Source organism: Citrobacter sp. Cpo069 (assembly GCF_030332785.1).
Taxonomy (GTDB): domain Bacteria; phylum Pseudomonadota; class Gammaproteobacteria; order Enterobacterales; family Enterobacteriaceae; genus Citrobacter; species Citrobacter portucalensis.
In genome coordinates, this window is record NZ_JAOWHD010000063.1 from 1 (window position 1) to 17,273 (window position 17,273).

Here is a 17,273-nt window from a genome sequence, read left to right on the forward strand (position 1 = left end):
GGCTTTGTTGAATAAATCGAACTTTTGCTGAGTTGAAGGATCAGATCACGCATCTTCCCGACAACGCAGACCGTTCCGTGGCAAAGCAAAAGTTCAAAATCACCAACTGGCCCACCTACAATAAAGCCCTCATCAACCGTGGCTCCATAACTTTCTGGCTGGATGATGAAGCTATTCAGGCCTGGTATGAGTCAGCAACACCTTCTTCACGAGGCAGACCTCAGCGCTATTCTGACCTTGCCATCACGACTGTGCTGGTCATTAAACGCGTATTCAGGCTGACCCTGCGCGCTGCGCAGGGCTTTATTGATTCCATTTTTTCTCTGATGAACGTTCCGCTACGCTGCCCGGATTACAGCTGTGTCAGCAGGCGGGCAAAGTCGGTTAATGTCAGTTTCAAAACGTCCACCCGGGGTGAAATCGCACACCTGGTAATTGATTCCACCGGGCTGAAGGTCTTCGGTGAAGGCGAGTGGAAAGTCAAAAAGCATGGCCAGGAACGCCGCCGTATCTGGCGTAAGCTGCATCTCGCCGTTGACAGTAAAACACATGAAATCATCTGCGCTGACCTGTCGCTGAACAATGTTACGGACTCAGAGGCCTTCCCCGGGTTAATCCGGCAAACCCACCGGAAAATCAGGTCAGCCGCCGCCGATGGCGCTTACGATACCCGGCTATGTCACGATGAACTGCGGCGTAAGAAAATCAGCGCGCTTATCCCTCCCCGAAAAGGTGCGGGTTACTGGCCCGGTGAATATGCAGACCGTAACCGTGCAGTGGCTAATCAGCGAATGACCGGGAGTAATGCGCGGTGGAAATGGACAACAGATTACAACCGTCGCTCGATAGCGGAAACGGCGATGTACCGGGTAAAACAGCTGTTCGGGGGTTCACTGACGCTGCGTGACTACGATGGTCAGGTTGCGGAGGCTATGGCCCTGGTACGAGCGCTGAACAAAATGACGAAAGCAGGTATGCCTGAAAGCGTGCGTATTGCCTGAAAACACAACCCGCTACGGGGGAGACTTACCCGAAATCTGATTTATTCAACAAAGCCAGCCAGCCCTGACCGTACTGCACGCCATGCTGGCGTAGCCAGGTTTCCTGATTCTTGGTTTCGATACCTTCCGCCACCATCTCAAGTTTCAGCGTTTTTGCTATCTCGATGATATGCGGCGTCACGTTGTTGTATTCCAGTGCATCAACGAACGATTTGTCTATCTTCAGGATGTCGACATCCAGATCCTGTAAATAGCTCAGGCTGGAATAGCCGGTGCCAAAGTCATCAATATAGATTGAATGACCCGCCTGACGGTATTTGGCAATAAACGGCGCGCTGTTTTTTGGGTCGGCAAACTCGCGTTCGGTTAGTTCCAGCGCGATTTGCGCAGGCTTAAGTTGCCAGTGGTTCACCTTCTGACCTAACAGGGCAGGAAGCGTTTCGGAAGACAGATCGGCTGACTCAAGGTTGATGGATATATGCTGCTCCGGATGCTGACGTAGCCATTTACCTAAATCTTCAAATACGCTTTCAATGATCAATCGGGTGAGGGACTCTGTCAGCCCGGTTTCATGCGCCAGCGCGACGAAAACTTCCGGCGACAGATAGCTTCCGTCGGCCTGCTGCCAGCGAGCCAGCGCCTCTGCTCCAACCACTTTCCCCGTTTTGAGCGAGATAATTGGTTGGTAGTGGACTTTGATGTCCCGATGCTGGATAGCGTCCTGTAATTGGTGATGGGGCGACTGTAAGCGGCGCAAAATACGCAAAACAAAGGCGGCGGTGAGCAAGCCTATAAGAATGCCTGCCGGGAGCCAGATCAGTGCCTGCCGGTGCCAGGTTTTTTGCAATGGCAGGGTAGATGCCCAGGTTACGATCGTAATACCCAACTCAGGAAAGGGGCGGGCGTTATAAATGCTGCCATCTTTTTTAAAATGAGTAATCGATTTTTCTTGCTGTACATGCTGCAAAACGTCCGATGGCAGATCGGCGCTACTGGCAACAACAACGTTGCGCACGGTGCCAATGATAGTCACTTCAATCGGCCATGAGCCAAAAGGGATGACGTCAATGAAAGAACCCGGATCGACCATCACAACATAATGTTCGCTCCCTAATGCTGCCATAAAGCGCTTGATGCCCAAATCATTTTGCGTGGTAAGCCATGCGCGATATCCATCAGGCGTGACTTTCATTGCGGGTGGAAATGCGTCTGCCTGGCTTCTTTTTTCCAGAGATGAGCATTGCGGAACATTATCTTTGAGGTACAGCACTTCCTGAATATAGCGGTAGCTATAGGACAAACGACGCATTTCCAGCAAATGCTCGTCACTGCAAGGCACCCCCTGAAATGCTTCAATATGGCGTAATGCTTTTTTCGCCTGCTCGCCTACGCGTTCCGTACGTAATGCGACTCGAGTTGAGAACATGTCGAGTTCATCGATAAATTTCGTTTCGACCTGACGATGTGCCAGCCACAGGCTTAAACCTACAGGCGCGAGGATGGAAAGGAACAGTACCCCAGTCACCAGGCTTATCAGATGTCGTGTTGTCACAGTGATATCCTTATTTACACAGCGTAGGGAAAGTATATCCGAAACCCCAAAAAGCTATTCGATTGGCATCATATATTTACGGCCATTTATCATCCCGTTTGACTCCCTGTAGCGTAAATCAGGTTGTGGTTTGTACAAGAGTGGTGTATTTTTATGGTTATGTTATAACGTATCAAATTGAGGTTGCTATGAAACCGGATATTCATCCTTTTTACCGTACCGTAGTGTTTCACGATACCAGTGCCAATGAATTCTTTAAGGTCGGTTCGACCATCAAGACTGAGCGTGAAATTGAGTTTGAGGGGAAAATGTACCCGTACGTGACCCTCGATATCTCTTCTAAATCACATCCGTACTATACCGGGAAACAAAAAACCTTTGATAATGAAGGTAGTGCAGCACGTTTCCAAAAACGTTTTGGTCATTTTATTGGCGTTAAGCGGGGTTAAAATGCAGGTACTCAATTCACTTCGCAGCGCAAAACAGCGCCATCCTGACTGCCAGATAGTAAAACGCAAAGGGCGTTTGTACGTTATCTGCAAAACGAATCCGCGCTTTAAAGCAGTACAGGGGCGTAAAAAAAGACGTTAGTTTCTTTGCCAGCATTTCAGGGATTAAAGTGCGTTACCTTCGCAGGAACGCACTTTTTTTATCTGTGCTGAGATGCCGTTACTGGCTGGTCTGGGCGCGGGTAAGCGTAAAGACATCGTAAAACGAGAGTTCGCCTTTGCGCGATATCATCTTTTGCAGCTGTGCTTTATGTTCGCTATCCACGGACGGTGAGTGCAGGATAGTATCGATGAGAGAGGAGGGGACAAAGCGAGTGTTGTACCATTCTCCGTTATAGCAAACTCTAAAATCCAGAACGTCGATATCTTCAAAGCGGTATCGTGGCGCAACGTCGAAAAAGAAAAAGCCGTTGAGTACAACGAACAGCACCACCAGCAGCCATACTGAATCGACTAACGTTTCTGACTGTAGCATCACCGCCAACGTGGCAAACCACGCAACATACATGCCGATAAACAGCCCTGGGTGTTTGCGAATAAAGCTGATGCTAAAGCGCGGTTTGTTGTCGCGCTTCTCTCGAATATTTAAATCGTCGATTGTTTCAGTAAGCAGGCGCTGTATTTCTGTCATCTCTTGCCTTCGTGATATCTGCAAAATTCAGGAGGGATCGCCCTATTTTAAAAGGGGATACCCTTTGAAGAAAGTAACAGATTAACCGCAATTTAGCATAACAGTTACATTTAAGATCACAGCGTTTTGATGATCCTCGCGGGATTGCCCCCAACCACGGTGTTTGCCGGAACGCTTTTAGTGACCACTGCGCCTGATGCCACAACCACGTTATCGCCCAGCGTGACGCCGGGATTGATCACTGCACGGCCACCTATCCAGACATTATTGCCGATAGTCACGGGCTTTCCGAACTCCAGGCCACTGTTGCGCTCGGTAGCATCCAGCGGATGGGTCGCGGTATAGATATGAACGCCTGGTGCCAGCATGCAGTTGTCGCCAATATGAATTGGACAGACGTCGAGCATAACGCAATCGAAATTAGCGTAAAAGTCTTTACCAAGATAGATGTTATAACCGTAATCACAACGGAAAGAGGGTTCAATATAGGCTCCCTCACTCTGACCTAACAGATCGTGCAGGATTTCCTGACGCTCATTTTTTTCATCGGGTGCGGTGAGATTGTAGCGATGGATCAACTGACGAGCGCGTAGTCGGTCACTGCGCAGCATTTCATCTGCCGGGCGATAGTATTCGCCGGCGATCATTTTTTGCTTTTCATTACGCATTACGAATTCCCTGTGTACTGAAGGTTATTTCAGCACAGTAAAACGTAATGCAAACAAGGGGAACGTTCCCGCTTCTTTGCTGTGATCATAGTCACGCGATTTGAATTAAATAACCATTGTAAATACGAAAATGGTCAGCCAGACAACGGTACCGCTATACCTGACTTAACCTTGAGTGCAATTAGCGAATGAATTTCCAAACAGAAGTTGGAATCTTGTCGTAAAGCTTATTCATGGTCAATTCAGCAAGGCGATGATCTGCTGCTGAGTAAAATACAGCCAGTTCGTTGTCGGACAATTCATATTTATTTTTTTCAATAACGCGCTCTAGCGTATCAATTGTCTGGCAACGTCGCAGGCGCATCAAATAATCTGTTTTAGTTAATGGTTTATCGGACATAACTCTTACCTATGATTGTAATAATTTTTAACAAGACAAACTAACAGGATTAGCCCTGGTGGCATTGACAAAACAGCGAAACAGTCGATTACCTGACTTCCGCCATTTCTGCAGATCCTGCGTATTAATACCATAACTGCTGAACAACATAAAAGTGTCATCCAGGTATTCATCTATCTGTGCGATCAGCTTATTGTCCTCATTGTACTTAATTTTATAATTAAGTGCGAAGGTTGCAATATGCTCTATCAGTTCATTGAGCTGCAAGCTGGTTGCAGAGGTAGGGTCATTAACCCAGCCATGGTTACTTTGTTCAAGGTTTGCAAGACAGTCATGATACAGAGTTTCGCAGAGAAATTTAAGCTGCGCGATATCATGTCTTTTGGGTGAGTATTCATCCATAACGCATCCCCTTCTTAGTGGCTTAAACTAACCGAACACCTTTCGGGATGGATACAACAACTACCTGGAACTTGCCCGCGACTCCTGATGATTTAACTATAATCTACTCTAAAAAAGATTTCATCGTCATATCACGAAAAATTACAATTATGTAAAATTATGATGCTAAGTCATTTTTACATTTTAACAGATAAATGCCGCTATTCGAAATGGGACAATTTCTTTATTCTTCGGGCAATCATCGGGTTATCTTGTTTAGGTTTAGCAACGAAAGGCAACAACCGACAATGTGAACCAGTGGATAGGATTAATCTTAATATTTATTAAAGTAAATAAGAACTCTCGCTGTTTTTTTAAGAATAGCCTTTAAGGCTGCAAGGATTATATCGCTTATTTATCCGATAGAAAATAAACGGAATGGCAATAAGTGATTTTTATGATTTTTCCAGAAAAAAGGCCGCTTGCGCGGCCTTATCTTTAGAGATGTATCAATGATGCTCTACTGAGTGGCTATGCTCAATATCTTCATTTTTGCGGCTAAAGCGGCGGCGTACCACCACAAAGAACACCGGAACAAAGAAGATAGCCAACACGGTAGCCGTCACCATCCCGCCCATTACGCCAGTACCAACGGCGTTCTGTGCACCGGAACCTGCGCCGGAGCTGATGACCAGCGGCATTACGCCCAGAATAAAGGCCAGTGACGTCATCAGGATTGGACGTAAACGCATGCGTACTGCGTCCAGCGTCGCCTCTATCAGACCTTTACCCTCTTTATCCATCAAGTCTTTGGCGAATTCGACGATAAGTATCGCGTTCTTCGCCGACAACCCAATGGTTGTGAGCAGGCCTACCTGGAAGTAAACGTCGTTGGTCAGGCCGCGGAACGTTGCTGCCAGCAATGCACCGATAACACCCAGCGGTACAACCAGCATTACGGAGAACGGAATTGACCAGCTCTCGTACAGCGCTGCCAGACACAAGAACACGACGATCAGTGAAATGGCATACAGGGCAGGGGCCTGGTTGCCGGACAGTCGTTCCTGGTAGGACATACCGGTCCAGTCATAACCGATACCGGATGGCAGTTTGCTGGCCAGTTGCTCCATCATGGCCATGGCTTCACCGGTACTTTTACCCGGAGCGGCCTGACCTAAGATTTCCATGGAAGGCAAACCGTTATAGCGTTCCAGACGCGGTGAACCGTATTCCCAACGTGAGGTAGAGAAGGCGGAGAACGGTACCATCTGTCCATCGCTGCCGCGGACATACCAGTTTCCAATATCTTCCGGCAACATACGGTATTTCGCTTCAGACATGACGTAAACTTTCTTCACACGACCACGGTCGATGAAGTCATTCACGTAGCTTCCGCCCCATGCTGCACCCAGCGTTGTATTAATATCACTAATGGAAACGCCCAGAGCCTGCGCTTTTTCCTGATCGATATCGATCTTGAACTGCGGCGTATCTTCCAGACCGTTAGGACGAACACCGACCAACAGATCAGGATGCTTCGCGACTTCACCAAACAGTTGGTTACGCGCCTGAGTCAGCTTCTCATGGCCCAGACCTGCCTGGTCAATCAACTGGAAGTCAAAACCGGTTGCGGTCCCTAACTCCACAATCGCTGGCAGGTTAAAGGCAAAGACCATCGCGTCTTTGATCTGCGAGAATGCGCCCATTGCACGTTGAGTAATCGCTTCAACTTTGTTCTCTTTACCTGGACGTTCACTCCAGTCTTTCAAAGAGACGAATGCAATACCGGTGTTCTGACCACGACCTGCAAAACCGAAGCCGTTAACGGCAAACACCGATTCAACGTTCGCTTTTTCTTTGGTCAGATAGTAATCCGTCATTTCGTCCAGCACCTTCTGGGTACGCTCTTGCGTTGCACCCGCTGGCAGCTGAGCCATAGACAGGAATACCCCCTGATCTTCATCTGGCAGGAACGAACTTGGCAGACGAACGAACAGATAGGCCATGCCCACAACGATGATCAGATACAGCGCCAGATAACGACCGGTGCTGCGCAGAATACCGCCTACGCTATCGGTGTAATGGTGCGTACTCTTATCGAACATGCGGTTAAACCAGCCGAAGAAGCCTTTTTTGCCTTCTCCGTGATCGCCTTTAGCAATCGGTTTGAGCATGGTCGCACACAGGGCAGGGGTCAGAATCAATGCCACCAGTACAGACAACGCCATCGCGGAAACAATGGTGATGGAGAACTGACGGTAAATTGCACCGGTAGAACCCCCGAAGAACGCCATTGGGATAAATACCGCTGACAGTACCATCGCGATACCCACCAGTGCGCCCTGAATCTGGCCCATTGATTTACGCGTTGCTTCCTTCGGCGGTAGTCCTTCCTCAGCCATTACACGTTCAACGTTCTCGACCACAACGATGGCGTCATCCACCAGCAGGCCGATGGCGAGCACCATCCCGAACATCGTCAGGGTGTTTATCGAGAAGCCGAAAATCGCAAGGACGGCAAACGTACCCAAGAGCACCACCGGCACGGCGATAGTCGGAATCAGCGTCGCGCGGAAGTTCTGCAGGAACAGATACATTACCAGGAACACGAGGATGATTGCTTCCGCCAGCGTTTTCACTACTTCGTGAATAGATATTTTCACGAACGGCGTGGTGTCATACGGGTAAACGATCTTCAGACCTGACGGGAAGAACGGTTCCATCTTCTTCAGTTCATCGCGGATAGCGTTTGCTGTATCCAGGGCGTTAGCACCTGTCGCCAGCTTGATACCCAGACCGGATGCCGGTTTACCGTTGAACTTCGCAATGATATCGTAGTTCTCACCGCCCAGTTCCACTTTCGCCACGTCACGCAGACGAACCTGGGAACCATCCTGATTCACTTTCAGCAGAATTTTGCTGAACTCATCAGCGGAGGTCAGACGGGTTTGCGCGATGATTGACGCGTTAAGCTGCTGGCCTTTCACCGGTGGTGTACCACCTAACTGACCGGCTGCAACCTGGGCGTTCTGCGCTTTGATGGCGCTGATTACATCAACCGGCGTCAGCTGGAAGTTGTTCAGTTTGTTCGGATCCATCCAGATACGCATCGCGTACTGAGAACCGAACAGCTGAACATCACCCACACCTGAAGTACGGCTGATGGCATCCTTCATGTTGGCGCCAACGTAGTCGGAAATATCCTCCTGCGTCATGGTGCCGTTGGTGTTGATAACACCGACAACCATCAGGAAGCTGCTGGATGACTTCTCAACGCTAACCCCTTGTTGCTGTACTTCCTGAGGCAGCAACGGCATGGCCAGCTGCAGTTTGTTCTGCACCTGTACCTGCGCGATATCCGCATCAGTACCAGACTGGAAGGTTAGGGTGATCTGCACGGTCCCCGTGGAGTCACTGTTAGAGGACATGTACATCAGGTTATCGATACCGTTCATGTTCTGTTCGATAACCTGCGTAACAGTATCCTGTACTGTTTTGGCATCAGCGCCAGGGTAGGTCGCGGAGATCGTCACTGCTGGCGGTGCAATAGTCGGATATTGCGCTACCGGCAATTTGAGGATCGCGAGCCCCCCTGCCAACATGATGATAATGGCGATCACCCACGCAAATATTGGGCGATCGATAAAGAAATTAGGCATGTCTTAACGGCTCCTGTTTAAGTTAAGACTTGGACTGTTCAGGCTGGCTACCGCTTTGGCCTTGCTGGTTGTTATCAGCGGTGATTTCCTGCGCTTTTACCTGCGCGCCAGGACGTACTTTCTGCAGCCCAGTGACAATCACGCGGTCGCCCGGCTTAAGTCCATCAGTGACTAACCATTTGTCGCCAATCGCTTGTGCCGCGACAATTTGACGAGTTTCAACTTTGTTGTCTGCACCGATAACCAATGCACTGGCATCGCCACGCGGTGTACGGGTAACGCCTTGCTGTGGAACCAGTAATGCCGTTGGGTTAATCCCTTCTTCCAGACGTGCGCGAACGAACATACCCGGCAGTAAGGTGTGATCCGGGTTAGGGAAGATGGCGCGTAACGTAATCGACCCGGTAGTTTGATCAACCGTCACATCAGAAAATTCCAGCGTGCCGGACTGCGGGAATTTAATGCCGTCATTGGTTACCAGTTCGACTTTCGCTTTGCCGTTCTCTTGCTTCAGCGTGCCGTTGGCCAGCTCTTGTTTCAGGCGCAGGAAGTCGTTGCTTGACTGCGTCACGTCCACGTAGATCGGGTCCAACTGTTGAACGGTCGCCAGCGCGGTCGCTTGACCGTTTTGCACCAGAGCACCTTCCGTAACGGATGATTTACCAATGCGGCCGCTGATCGGCGACGTCACTTTGGTATAGGCCAGATTGATGCGTGCAGTTTCTACCGCGGCTTTCGCGGCGACAACGGCGGCGTTTGCCTGCTGTGCGTCTGCCAGCGCGCTATCATAGTCCTGTTGACTGATGTACTTGGTACCCAACAGTTTCTGATAACGTTTAACCGTCAGTTGAGCGATATTTGCTGCGGCTTGTGCTTTGGCCAGATCGCCTTTTGCGCTTTCATAAGCGGCCTGGTAAGTCGCAGGATCAATCTGATAGAGAGACACACCCGCTTCGATGTCACCACCTTCGGTGAAATTACGCTTCAGGATAATACCGCTAACCTGAGGACGAACTTCTGCAATGCGAAACGCACTGGTGCGACCCGGAAGCTCAGTTGTTATCTGTAGAGGTTCAGTTTTGAGCGTAACAACTCCAACCTCTGGCATCTGCTGGCCCCCTTGTTGGGCCTGTTTGTCGTCACATCCTGTTAGCGCTAAGCTGCCTGAGAGCATCAGAACGACTGCCAGAGGCGTTAACCCTCTGTTTTTGTTCATATGTAAACCTCGAGTGTCCGATTTCAAATTGATCAATGGCTTAAAGCCCATAAACCCATTGCTGCGTTTATATTATCGTCGTGCTATGGTACATACATTCACAAATGTATGTAAATCTAACGCCTGTAAATTCACTGACATATGGCACGAAAAACCAAACAACAAGCACAGGAAACACGACAGCATATTCTCGATGTTGCTCTGCATTTGTTTTCGCAACAAGGGGTATCATCCACCTCGCTTGCGGAGATCGCAAAAGCCGCTGGTGTCACGCGCGGCGCAATCTATTGGCATTTCAAAAACAAGTCGGATTTATTCAGTGAAATCTGGGAGCTAGCAAAACCTAACATTGATGAGTTAGAGACTGAGTATCAGGCAAAATTCCCCGACGATCCACTATCAGTATTAAGAGAAATTTTAATTTACGTTCTTGAAGCTACCGTGACAGAAGAACGCCGACGTTTGTTGCTGGAAATTATATTCCACAAATGCGAATTTGTCGGGGAAATGGCCTCTGTTCAGTTAGCTCAACGCCATCTTTGTATTGAAAATTACGATCGTATCGAACAAACATTGCGGCACTGTATGGATGCCAATATGCTGCCGGAAAACCTGAACACCCGTCGCGTGGCGGTCCTGTTGCGTAGCTATATTACCGGAATCATAGAAAACTGGTTATTTGCCCCCGAATCGTTTGATCTGAAAAAAGAAGCTCGGGAATACGTCGCAGTGCTGCTGGAGATGTGCCTTATGTGCCCAACTCTGCGGCTTGGCGTGGCGGAAATCCACTAAATGTTTTGGGCCTGTACCAGGAATTCTCCTGGTCGTTTTGCCTGCTGCTATTCTGCCGGTCACAGCCGTGATATTCTTGCCGCTTGACTATTTTCGGTCACTTTTCCGGTTCAGAAACGTTCACTCTCATGACTATGTTGCAGCTCTATAAACGTTCACAGCATCTTATTGCTATTACCATCCTTTTCTTCATTCTCTTGCTTTCTTGCCAGTCGTCTGCTTTTGCGCGGGCGCAACAGAGTGGTGAACTGCCGACGAAAGCGGATATTCAGAGCCAACTGGATGCACTGAGTAAACAAAAAGATCTCTCCGCGCAGGATAAGCTGGTTCAACAGGATCTCCTCGATACCATCGCCACGCTGGATAAAATCGATCGCGTGAAAGATGAGACCGTACAGCTTCGTCAGAAAGTTGCCCAGGCGCCGGAGAAAATGCGTCAGGCGACGGATGCGTTAAATTCGCTCAGCGATGTCGATAACGACGATGAAACGCGAAAAACGCTGAGTACACTCTCCTTACGACAGCTTGAGTCGCGCGTGGCACAGGTTTTGGATGATCTGCAAAGCTCGCAAAACGATCTTGCTGCCTACAACAGCCAATTGGTGTCGCTGCAAACGCAGCCAGAGCGTGTGCAGAATGCGATGTACACCGCGTCGCAGCAAATGCAGCAAATCCGCAATCGACTCGATGGCACCAATGTGGGAGAGGCGGCGTTACGCCCCAGCCAGCAGGTGTTGCTGCAGTCACAGCAGGCGCTGCTGAGTGCGCAGATCGACCAACAGCGTAAGAGCCTCGAAGGTAATACTGTTTTGCAGGATACCTTGCAAAAACAACGTGATTACGTAACAGCTAACAGTAACCGGCTTGAACATCAGCTCCAGCTTCTGCAAGAAGCGGTGAACAGCAAACGACTGACGTTAACCGAAAAGACGGCTCAGGAAGCGGTAACGCCGGATGAAGCCGAGCGTATTCAGTCAAATCCGTTAGTGAAGCAGGAACTGGACGTTAACCATCAGCTAAGTCAGCGTCTGATTGCCGCGACCGAAAACGGCAACAACCTGATGCAGCAGAATATCAAAGTCAAAAACTGGCTTGACCGCGCGTTGCAATCCGAACGCAACATTAAAGAGCAGATTGCTGTCCTGAAAGGCAGTCTGCTGCTGTCGCGTATTCTGTATCAGCAACAACAAACGCTGCCGTCGGCGGATGAACTTGCCGATATGACTAACCGGATCGCTGATTTGCGTCTGGAACAGTTTGAGATAAACCAGCAGCGTGATGCGCTATTCCAGAACGATGCGTTTGTCGCCAAACTGGAAGAAGGGCACAGCAACGAAGTGAATGGTGAAGTCCATGATGCCCTGCTGCAGGTTGTGGATATGCGCCGTGAACTGTTGGATCAGCTGAACAAGCAGCTGGGCAACCAGTTGATGATGGCGATTAACCTGCAAATCAATCAACAGCAGCTAATGAGCGTGTCGAAGAACCTGAAAGGGATCCTCACGCAGCAAATCTTCTGGGTTAATAGTAATCGTCCGATGGACTGGGACTGGATTAAAGCCTTCCCGCAAACGCTAAAAGACCAGTTTAAGTCGATGAAAATCACGGTGAACTGGGAAAAAGCCTGGCCCGCCGTCTTTATTGCGTTCCTGGCGGGGCTACCGCTGCTGCTTATTGCCGGGTTAATCCGCTGGCGTTTGAAATGGTTGAAAGAGTATCAGGCGAAATTAGCCGCCGCAGTAGGGAATCTGCGTAATGACAGTCAGCTCAATACGCCAAAAGCGATTCTGATCGATCTGATCCGAGCGTTGCCGGCGTGCCTGATTATCCTCGCCGTGGGCCTGATTCTGCTTACCATGCAGTTGAATATCAGCGACCTGCTGTGGGCGTTCAGTAAGAAGATGACAGTCTTCTGGCTGGTGTTTGGTCTGTGCTGGAAGGTGCTGGAAAAAGATGGCGTGGCAATTCGTCATTTTGGTATGCCAGCGAAGCAGACCAGCCACTGGCGCCGCCAGATCGTGCGTATTAGCCTGGCGCTGTTACCGCTCAACTTCTGGTCAGTCATTGCTGAGCTGTCGCCGCTTAATTTGATGGACGATGTGCTGGGTCAGGTAGTTATTTTCCTCAACCTGCTGCTGATCGCCTTCCTGGTATGGCCAATGTGTCGTGAAAGCTGGCGCGACAAAGAGTCGCATGGCTTGCGTCTGGTTACCATTACTGTCCTCTCAATTATCCCGATTGCATTAATGGTGCTGACGGCGACAGGGTATTTCTACACCACGTTGCGCCTGGCCGGTCGTTGGATTGAAACGGTCTATCTGGTTATCCTCTGGAACCTGCTGTATCAGACGGTACTGCGTGGATTGAGCGTGGCGGCACGGCGTATCGCCTGGCGCCGTGCCTTAGCGCGTCGTCAGAACCTGGTGAAAGAAGGGGCAGAAGGAGCCGAGCCGCAGGAAGAACCGACCATTGCGCTTGAGCAGGTGAACCAGCAAACGCTGCGCATCACCATGCTGGTAATGGTTGCCCTGTTTGGTGTTCTGTTCTGGGCTATTTGGTCTGATTTGATAACTGTATTCAGCTACCTCGATAGCATTACGCTCTGGCATTACAACGGCACCGAAGCGGGAGCTGCGGTGGTGAAAGACGTCACCATGGGCAGCCTGCTGTTTGCGATTATTGCGTCAATGGTCGCGTGGGCGCTGATCCGTAACTTACCCGGCCTGCTGGAAGTGCTGGTGCTGTCGCGACTGAAGATGCGTCAGGGCGCTTCGTATGCGATCACCACGATCCTTAACTACGCGATCATCGCCATCGGCGCGATGACGGTCTTCGGATCGCTCGGTGTTTCATGGGATAAGCTACAGTGGCTGGCAGCAGCCCTGTCGGTTGGTCTTGGTTTTGGCTTGCAGGAAATCTTCGGTAACTTTGTTTCGGGTCTGATTATTCTGTTTGAACGCCCGGTCCGCATCGGCGATACCGTGACTATCGGTACGTTCTCAGGAACGGTCAGCAAGATCCGTATCCGTGCCACCACCATTACCGACTTCGATCGCAAAGAGGTGATCATCCCGAACAAAGCATTTGTGACGGAGCGTTTGATCAACTGGTCGCTTTCCGATACCACCACGCGTCTGGTGATCCGCATCGGCGTGGCCTACGGTTCGGATCTGGATAAAGTGAAGAAAGTGCTGCTGCAGGCGGCGATGGAACACCCGAAAGTGATGCACGATCCAGAGCCTGCGGTGTTCTTTACCGCCTTCGGCGCCAGCACGCTGGATCATGAACTGCGATTATACGTACGTGAACTGCGCGATCGTAGCCACACGGTTGATGAACTGAACCGTGCGGTCGATCGTTTGTGCCGTGAAAACGACATTGATATCGCCTTTAACCAGCTCGAAGTGCATCTGCATAACGCGAAAGGTGATACCGTGACCGAGGTTAAGCGTGACATCATTAAAGGTGATGATCCGACGCCTTCGGTAGGTTAAGTTGCAATCAGGGCGGCATATTTGTCGCCCTGATTGCATTTAGTGCGCCAGCGCGACCAGTTCTTCCTGCGTCAGGCCTGTAAGGTGCGTAATCAGCTCCAGTTCCAGGCCGCGGGCGAGCATTTTTTGTGCGATATTACGCGCTTCAACCTGCCGACCTTCTTCTAACCCTTTTTCCAGCCCTTGTTGTATGCCTTCCACTCTGCCTTTTTCTTCCAACCATTCGGCAATCGTCATCAGCTGTTCCTTGTACTGTGGCGCACTCTGCGCCAGATGGCGGACAAGTACGCCGGGTTCCGTGGTATTTCCTGCTTTAAGCATGTAATTAATCAAAACGTCGATTTGATATTCTGTCAGATGCTCTTGTGTTAAGAGTGTGACCAGTTGATCCAATAGCTCACTCAGATCCCGTCGACGAATATGTTTTTGCAGGAGTTCCAGCATCGCTACCCGTTGATGCTGCAAGATCTGATTATCTGGCATTACGGTCAGGTCTACCAGTGTAAATTCATTGCCGTAAAGCGCTTTCGCAAGCTTTGGTTCGCTAAACAGGTGATGCCAGTTAAGGGTATAAGGCCACGGGCTTTCCATACCATGGTAAAACAGGATAGGAACGACCAGAGGTAATGTCTTATGCCCGGCGTTAAGATGGTGTTGCATGGCGGCAATTGCGTAGCGCATCAGGCGAAAGGCCATGAATTTATCGGGCTTACTCTGATGTTCAATCAGTGCGTAAACGTAGCTGGGTCCATGTGTTGTTTGCAGGGAATAGAGGATATCTGAATAGCTGGTATGTAAATCGTCCTCAATAAAGCTGCCTGATTCCAGCGTTAATGTATCCATATCGCATATATTGAGAAATGCTTCAGGCAAATGGATCTGCAAAAAATCTCGGGCAACCTCCTTTTGCGTCAGCATTTGCCGAAAGACCGCGTCGTGGGGTGTGGTGGGGAGTCGTTCCATGATCTGTCCGTTATCGTCGTGATGTTGCGACGACTCTGACACCGAAGCCAATGGCAGACCAGAGGGCAATTAATCAGTTTGCGAGGTGCCTTCCGCAGTTTTAAGTTTGTTTTCATAATCACGCATGACGATCTCCAGCGCGCGTAGCACCGTTCGTGCTGGTAGCTGATTTTCCTCAAGTAAAACAATCAAATCGACGGCCAGTTTGACCTCGTCCGGGGCGTTCTCTAATGACATAAATTCTCCGGGGATTAACGGGTTAAACGCGCCAGCACGTTTTCTATTCTTGCCAGAGCATGGCGACAGCGCGCCAGCCGCGCCTCGAATGCTTCTACTTCACGATGCAGTTTTTGCTGTTCTTCAAAGCCGGTAGCCTGAGCCAGACGCTCTTTGCGTTCACGCGTCATTTCAACCAGACGGCGTTCAAATTCCTGATGTTGGACCCGCTTGCGCTGCCAGCGCGCCAGACCTGGAGAAGCGCTGTCCCACTCTCGAAGGGACCAACTGGCGGTTTCACGTGAAATCGCCTCTAACTGTGAGGCAAGGTGTTCCGCAAGCCAGGTGATTTGTGGGAGTTGCTGCTGCTCAACGGCGCGGCGCAGGGCAGTAAGATTATCGTCAGCTTCTTCCAGGCAGGCCTGCAGCAACGTGCTGCGCGTGTGAAACAGATGCCTGTCAAAGCGGGCGCTAAGCGTTGTGTGGTGCGCCAGCGGGGCGCAATGTTGTCGCAAGCGGTTAAGCTGGTTTTCGAGCGTCTGTAACAGCATGGCGGTTTTCACAACAACACTCCGATGAAAATGAGAACCGTTATGCTAAAGTAGCGATTCTCTGTGTTAAGTACTCATATTATGCAACGCATTATTCTAATCATCATTGGCTGGATAGCGGTAGTGCTAGGTACGCTGGGCGTTGTATTGCCTCTGTTGCCGACGACGCCGTTTATACTGCTGGCCGCCTGGTGTTTTGCCCGCTCATCGCCGCGTTTTCACGACTGGTTGCTTTACCGTTCGTGGTTCGGCGGGTATTTGCGCCACTGGCAAAAACACCGTGCGATGCCGCCGGGAGCAAAACCGCGCGCTATTTTGTTGATCCTGGTGACGTTTGGCATTTCACTGTGGCTGGTCAATATGATGTGGGTGCGCGGCCTGCTGCTGGTTATTCTCGCCTGTTTACTGATTTTTATGTGGCGGATCCCGGTGATTGATGAAAAACAACAAAAGCAGTAAAGCGCAATAATCGCTGTTGCAATTGTCTCTCACAGCCAGTAAATTCGACCGTTTTCGAGCACAGGCGCAGGTGGTCAAAGGTTAAGCAAGTGTAACCTTGGCTCTTATATAGACACAAAATCATTCAAGATACGTCGAGGATGAAGTGTTTAGTGCGCCGTGAAGTAATACTGTATTAATCAGGCACAAACTTATGACCGCGACAGCACAGCAGCTTGAGTTTCTCAAAAATAGCATCAAAAGCATCCACGACTACCCAAAACCGGGCATTCTCTTTCGTGATGTCACCAGTTTACTGGAAGACCCGAAAGCCTACGCCCTCAGCATTGAATTGCTGGTTGAACGCTACAAAAATGCGGGTATCACTAAAGTGGTTGGCACCGAAGCGCGTGGCTTCCTGTTTGGCGCGCCGGTAGCGTTGGGTTTGGGCGTCGGCTTTGTTCCGGTACGCAAACCCCGTAAGCTTCCGCGTGAAGTTATTGCTGAGACCTATGAGCTGGAGTACGGCACCGATCAGCTGGAAATCCACGTTGATGCCATCAAACCTGGCGATAAAGTGCTGGTTGTGGACGACCTGCTGGCAACTGGCGGCACGATTGAAGCGACCGTGAAGCTGATCCGTCGTCTGGGTGGTGAAGTTACCGATGCTGCTTTTATCATTAACCTGTTTGATCTGGGCGGCGAACAGCGTCTGGAAAAACAGGGGCTGACCTGTTATAGCCTGGTTCCATTCCCGGGCCACTAATTTAGGGCTATCTTTTTTGCCATTTTGGCCCCGGTC

The 17,273-nt window shown here is 50.1% G+C and carries 17 protein-coding genes; 7 read left to right on the forward strand and 10 right to left on the reverse strand.

Features of this window, described 5'->3' with window-relative positions; genetic code table 11:
• Window positions 1–32 precede the first annotated feature (32 nt).
• Window positions 33–1,001: an IS5-like element IS903B family transposase gene (locus OGY08_RS22695; protein WP_031942297.1), complete on the forward strand. Its 969-nt coding sequence runs from the start codon at window positions 33–35 to the stop codon at window positions 999–1,001.
• Between the two features lie 25 nt (window positions 1,002–1,026).
• Here OGY08_RS22695 and pdeB read toward each other — a convergent pair whose 3' ends face one another.
• Window positions 1,027–2,553, reverse strand: a complete 1,527-nt coding sequence (gene pdeB, locus OGY08_RS22700; protein WP_286566641.1) for a cyclic di-3',5'-guanosine monophosphate phosphodiesterase PdeB — start codon at window positions 2,551–2,553, stop codon at window positions 1,027–1,029.
• Window positions 2,554–2,741: 188 nt separating this feature from the next.
• Between pdeB and OGY08_RS22705 the strand changes: the two genes are divergently transcribed.
• Both OGY08_RS22705 and ykgO read left to right on the forward strand, forming a co-directional pair.
• Complete coding sequence (locus OGY08_RS22705) at window positions 2,742–3,002, forward strand: type B 50S ribosomal protein L31 (protein ID WP_008783961.1); 261 nt, start codon at window positions 2,742–2,744, stop codon at window positions 3,000–3,002.
• A 1-nt stretch (window position 3,003) separates the two neighbouring features.
• A complete protein-coding gene (gene ykgO / locus OGY08_RS22710; protein ID WP_005125190.1) occupies window positions 3,004–3,144 on the forward strand; it encodes a type B 50S ribosomal protein L36 in 141 nt (46 codons plus the stop codon).
• Between the two features lie 78 nt (window positions 3,145–3,222).
• Here the strand turns inward: ykgO and OGY08_RS22715 are convergent, their stop codons facing one another.
• The 6 genes from OGY08_RS22715 to acrA all read right to left on the reverse strand — a co-directional run bounded on the left by OGY08_RS22715 (window position 3,223) and on the right by acrA (window position 10,017).
• Window positions 3,223–3,693: a YlaC family protein gene (locus OGY08_RS22715; RefSeq protein ID WP_020996574.1), complete on the reverse strand. Its 471-nt coding sequence runs from the start codon at window positions 3,691–3,693 to the stop codon at window positions 3,223–3,225.
• A 116-nt stretch (window positions 3,694–3,809) separates the two neighbouring features.
• Window positions 3,810–4,361, reverse strand: coding sequence for a maltose O-acetyltransferase (gene maa, locus OGY08_RS22720; protein WP_125362854.1), 552 nt, complete (start codon window positions 4,359–4,361; stop codon window positions 3,810–3,812).
• A gap of 181 nt (window positions 4,362–4,542) precedes the next feature.
• Window positions 4,543–4,761 (reverse strand): hemolysin expression-modulating protein Hha, encoded by a 219-nt coding sequence (gene hha / locus OGY08_RS22725; RefSeq protein WP_002892050.1) that lies wholly within the window; start codon window positions 4,759–4,761, stop codon window positions 4,543–4,545.
• A 27-nt stretch (window positions 4,762–4,788) separates the two neighbouring features.
• Complete coding sequence (tomB, locus tag OGY08_RS22730) at window positions 4,789–5,163, reverse strand: Hha toxicity modulator TomB (RefSeq protein WP_003021733.1); 375 nt, start codon at window positions 5,161–5,163, stop codon at window positions 4,789–4,791.
• Between the two features lie 488 nt (window positions 5,164–5,651).
• The gene (acrB, locus tag OGY08_RS22735) at window positions 5,652–8,801 is read right to left on the reverse strand and encodes an efflux RND transporter permease AcrB (protein ID WP_008783964.1); all 3,150 of its coding nucleotides are present in this window, start codon (window positions 8,799–8,801) and stop codon (window positions 5,652–5,654) included.
• A gap of 22 nt (window positions 8,802–8,823) precedes the next feature.
• Complete coding sequence (acrA, locus tag OGY08_RS22740) at window positions 8,824–10,017, reverse strand: multidrug efflux RND transporter periplasmic adaptor subunit AcrA (RefSeq protein ID WP_003831044.1); 1,194 nt, start codon at window positions 10,015–10,017, stop codon at window positions 8,824–8,826.
• Window positions 10,018–10,158: 141 nt separating this feature from the next.
• On the opposite strand from acrA, the gene acrR reads away from it, so the two are divergent.
• Both acrR and mscK read left to right on the forward strand, forming a co-directional pair.
• Entirely contained in the window at window positions 10,159–10,809 is a 651-nt protein-coding gene (gene acrR, locus OGY08_RS22745) for a multidrug efflux transporter transcriptional repressor AcrR (RefSeq protein ID WP_003831045.1), read from the forward strand.
• Between the two features lie 128 nt (window positions 10,810–10,937).
• Entirely contained in the window at window positions 10,938–14,303 is a 3,366-nt protein-coding gene (gene mscK, locus OGY08_RS22750) for a mechanosensitive channel MscK (protein WP_125362855.1), read from the forward strand.
• Between the two features lie 39 nt (window positions 14,304–14,342).
• On the opposite strand, the gene OGY08_RS22755 is transcribed toward mscK, so the two are convergent.
• From OGY08_RS22755 to priC, 3 genes are all read right to left on the reverse strand, one after another.
• The gene (locus tag OGY08_RS22755) at window positions 14,343–15,266 is read right to left on the reverse strand and encodes an Rpn family recombination-promoting nuclease/putative transposase (RefSeq protein WP_048214781.1); all 924 of its coding nucleotides are present in this window, start codon (window positions 15,264–15,266) and stop codon (window positions 14,343–14,345) included.
• A gap of 69 nt (window positions 15,267–15,335) precedes the next feature.
• A complete protein-coding gene (gene rsmS / locus OGY08_RS22760) occupies window positions 15,336–15,503 on the reverse strand; it encodes a pleiotropic regulatory protein RsmS (protein ID WP_065772037.1) in 168 nt (55 codons plus the stop codon).
• 14 nt (window positions 15,504–15,517) lie between these two features.
• Complete coding sequence (gene priC / locus OGY08_RS22765) at window positions 15,518–16,045, reverse strand: primosomal replication protein N'' (RefSeq protein WP_048214780.1); 528 nt, start codon at window positions 16,043–16,045, stop codon at window positions 15,518–15,520.
• Between the two features lie 69 nt (window positions 16,046–16,114).
• Between priC and OGY08_RS22770 the strand changes: the two genes are divergently transcribed.
• Both OGY08_RS22770 and apt read left to right on the forward strand, forming a co-directional pair.
• On the forward strand, window positions 16,115–16,492 hold the full coding sequence (locus tag OGY08_RS22770) for a DUF454 family protein (protein ID WP_008783969.1): 378 nt from the start codon (window positions 16,115–16,117) through the stop codon (window positions 16,490–16,492).
• Window positions 16,493–16,685: 193 nt separating this feature from the next.
• Entirely contained in the window at window positions 16,686–17,237 is a 552-nt protein-coding gene (gene apt / locus OGY08_RS22775) for an adenine phosphoribosyltransferase (RefSeq protein ID WP_003021759.1), read from the forward strand.
• Window positions 17,238–17,273 lie beyond the last annotated feature (36 nt).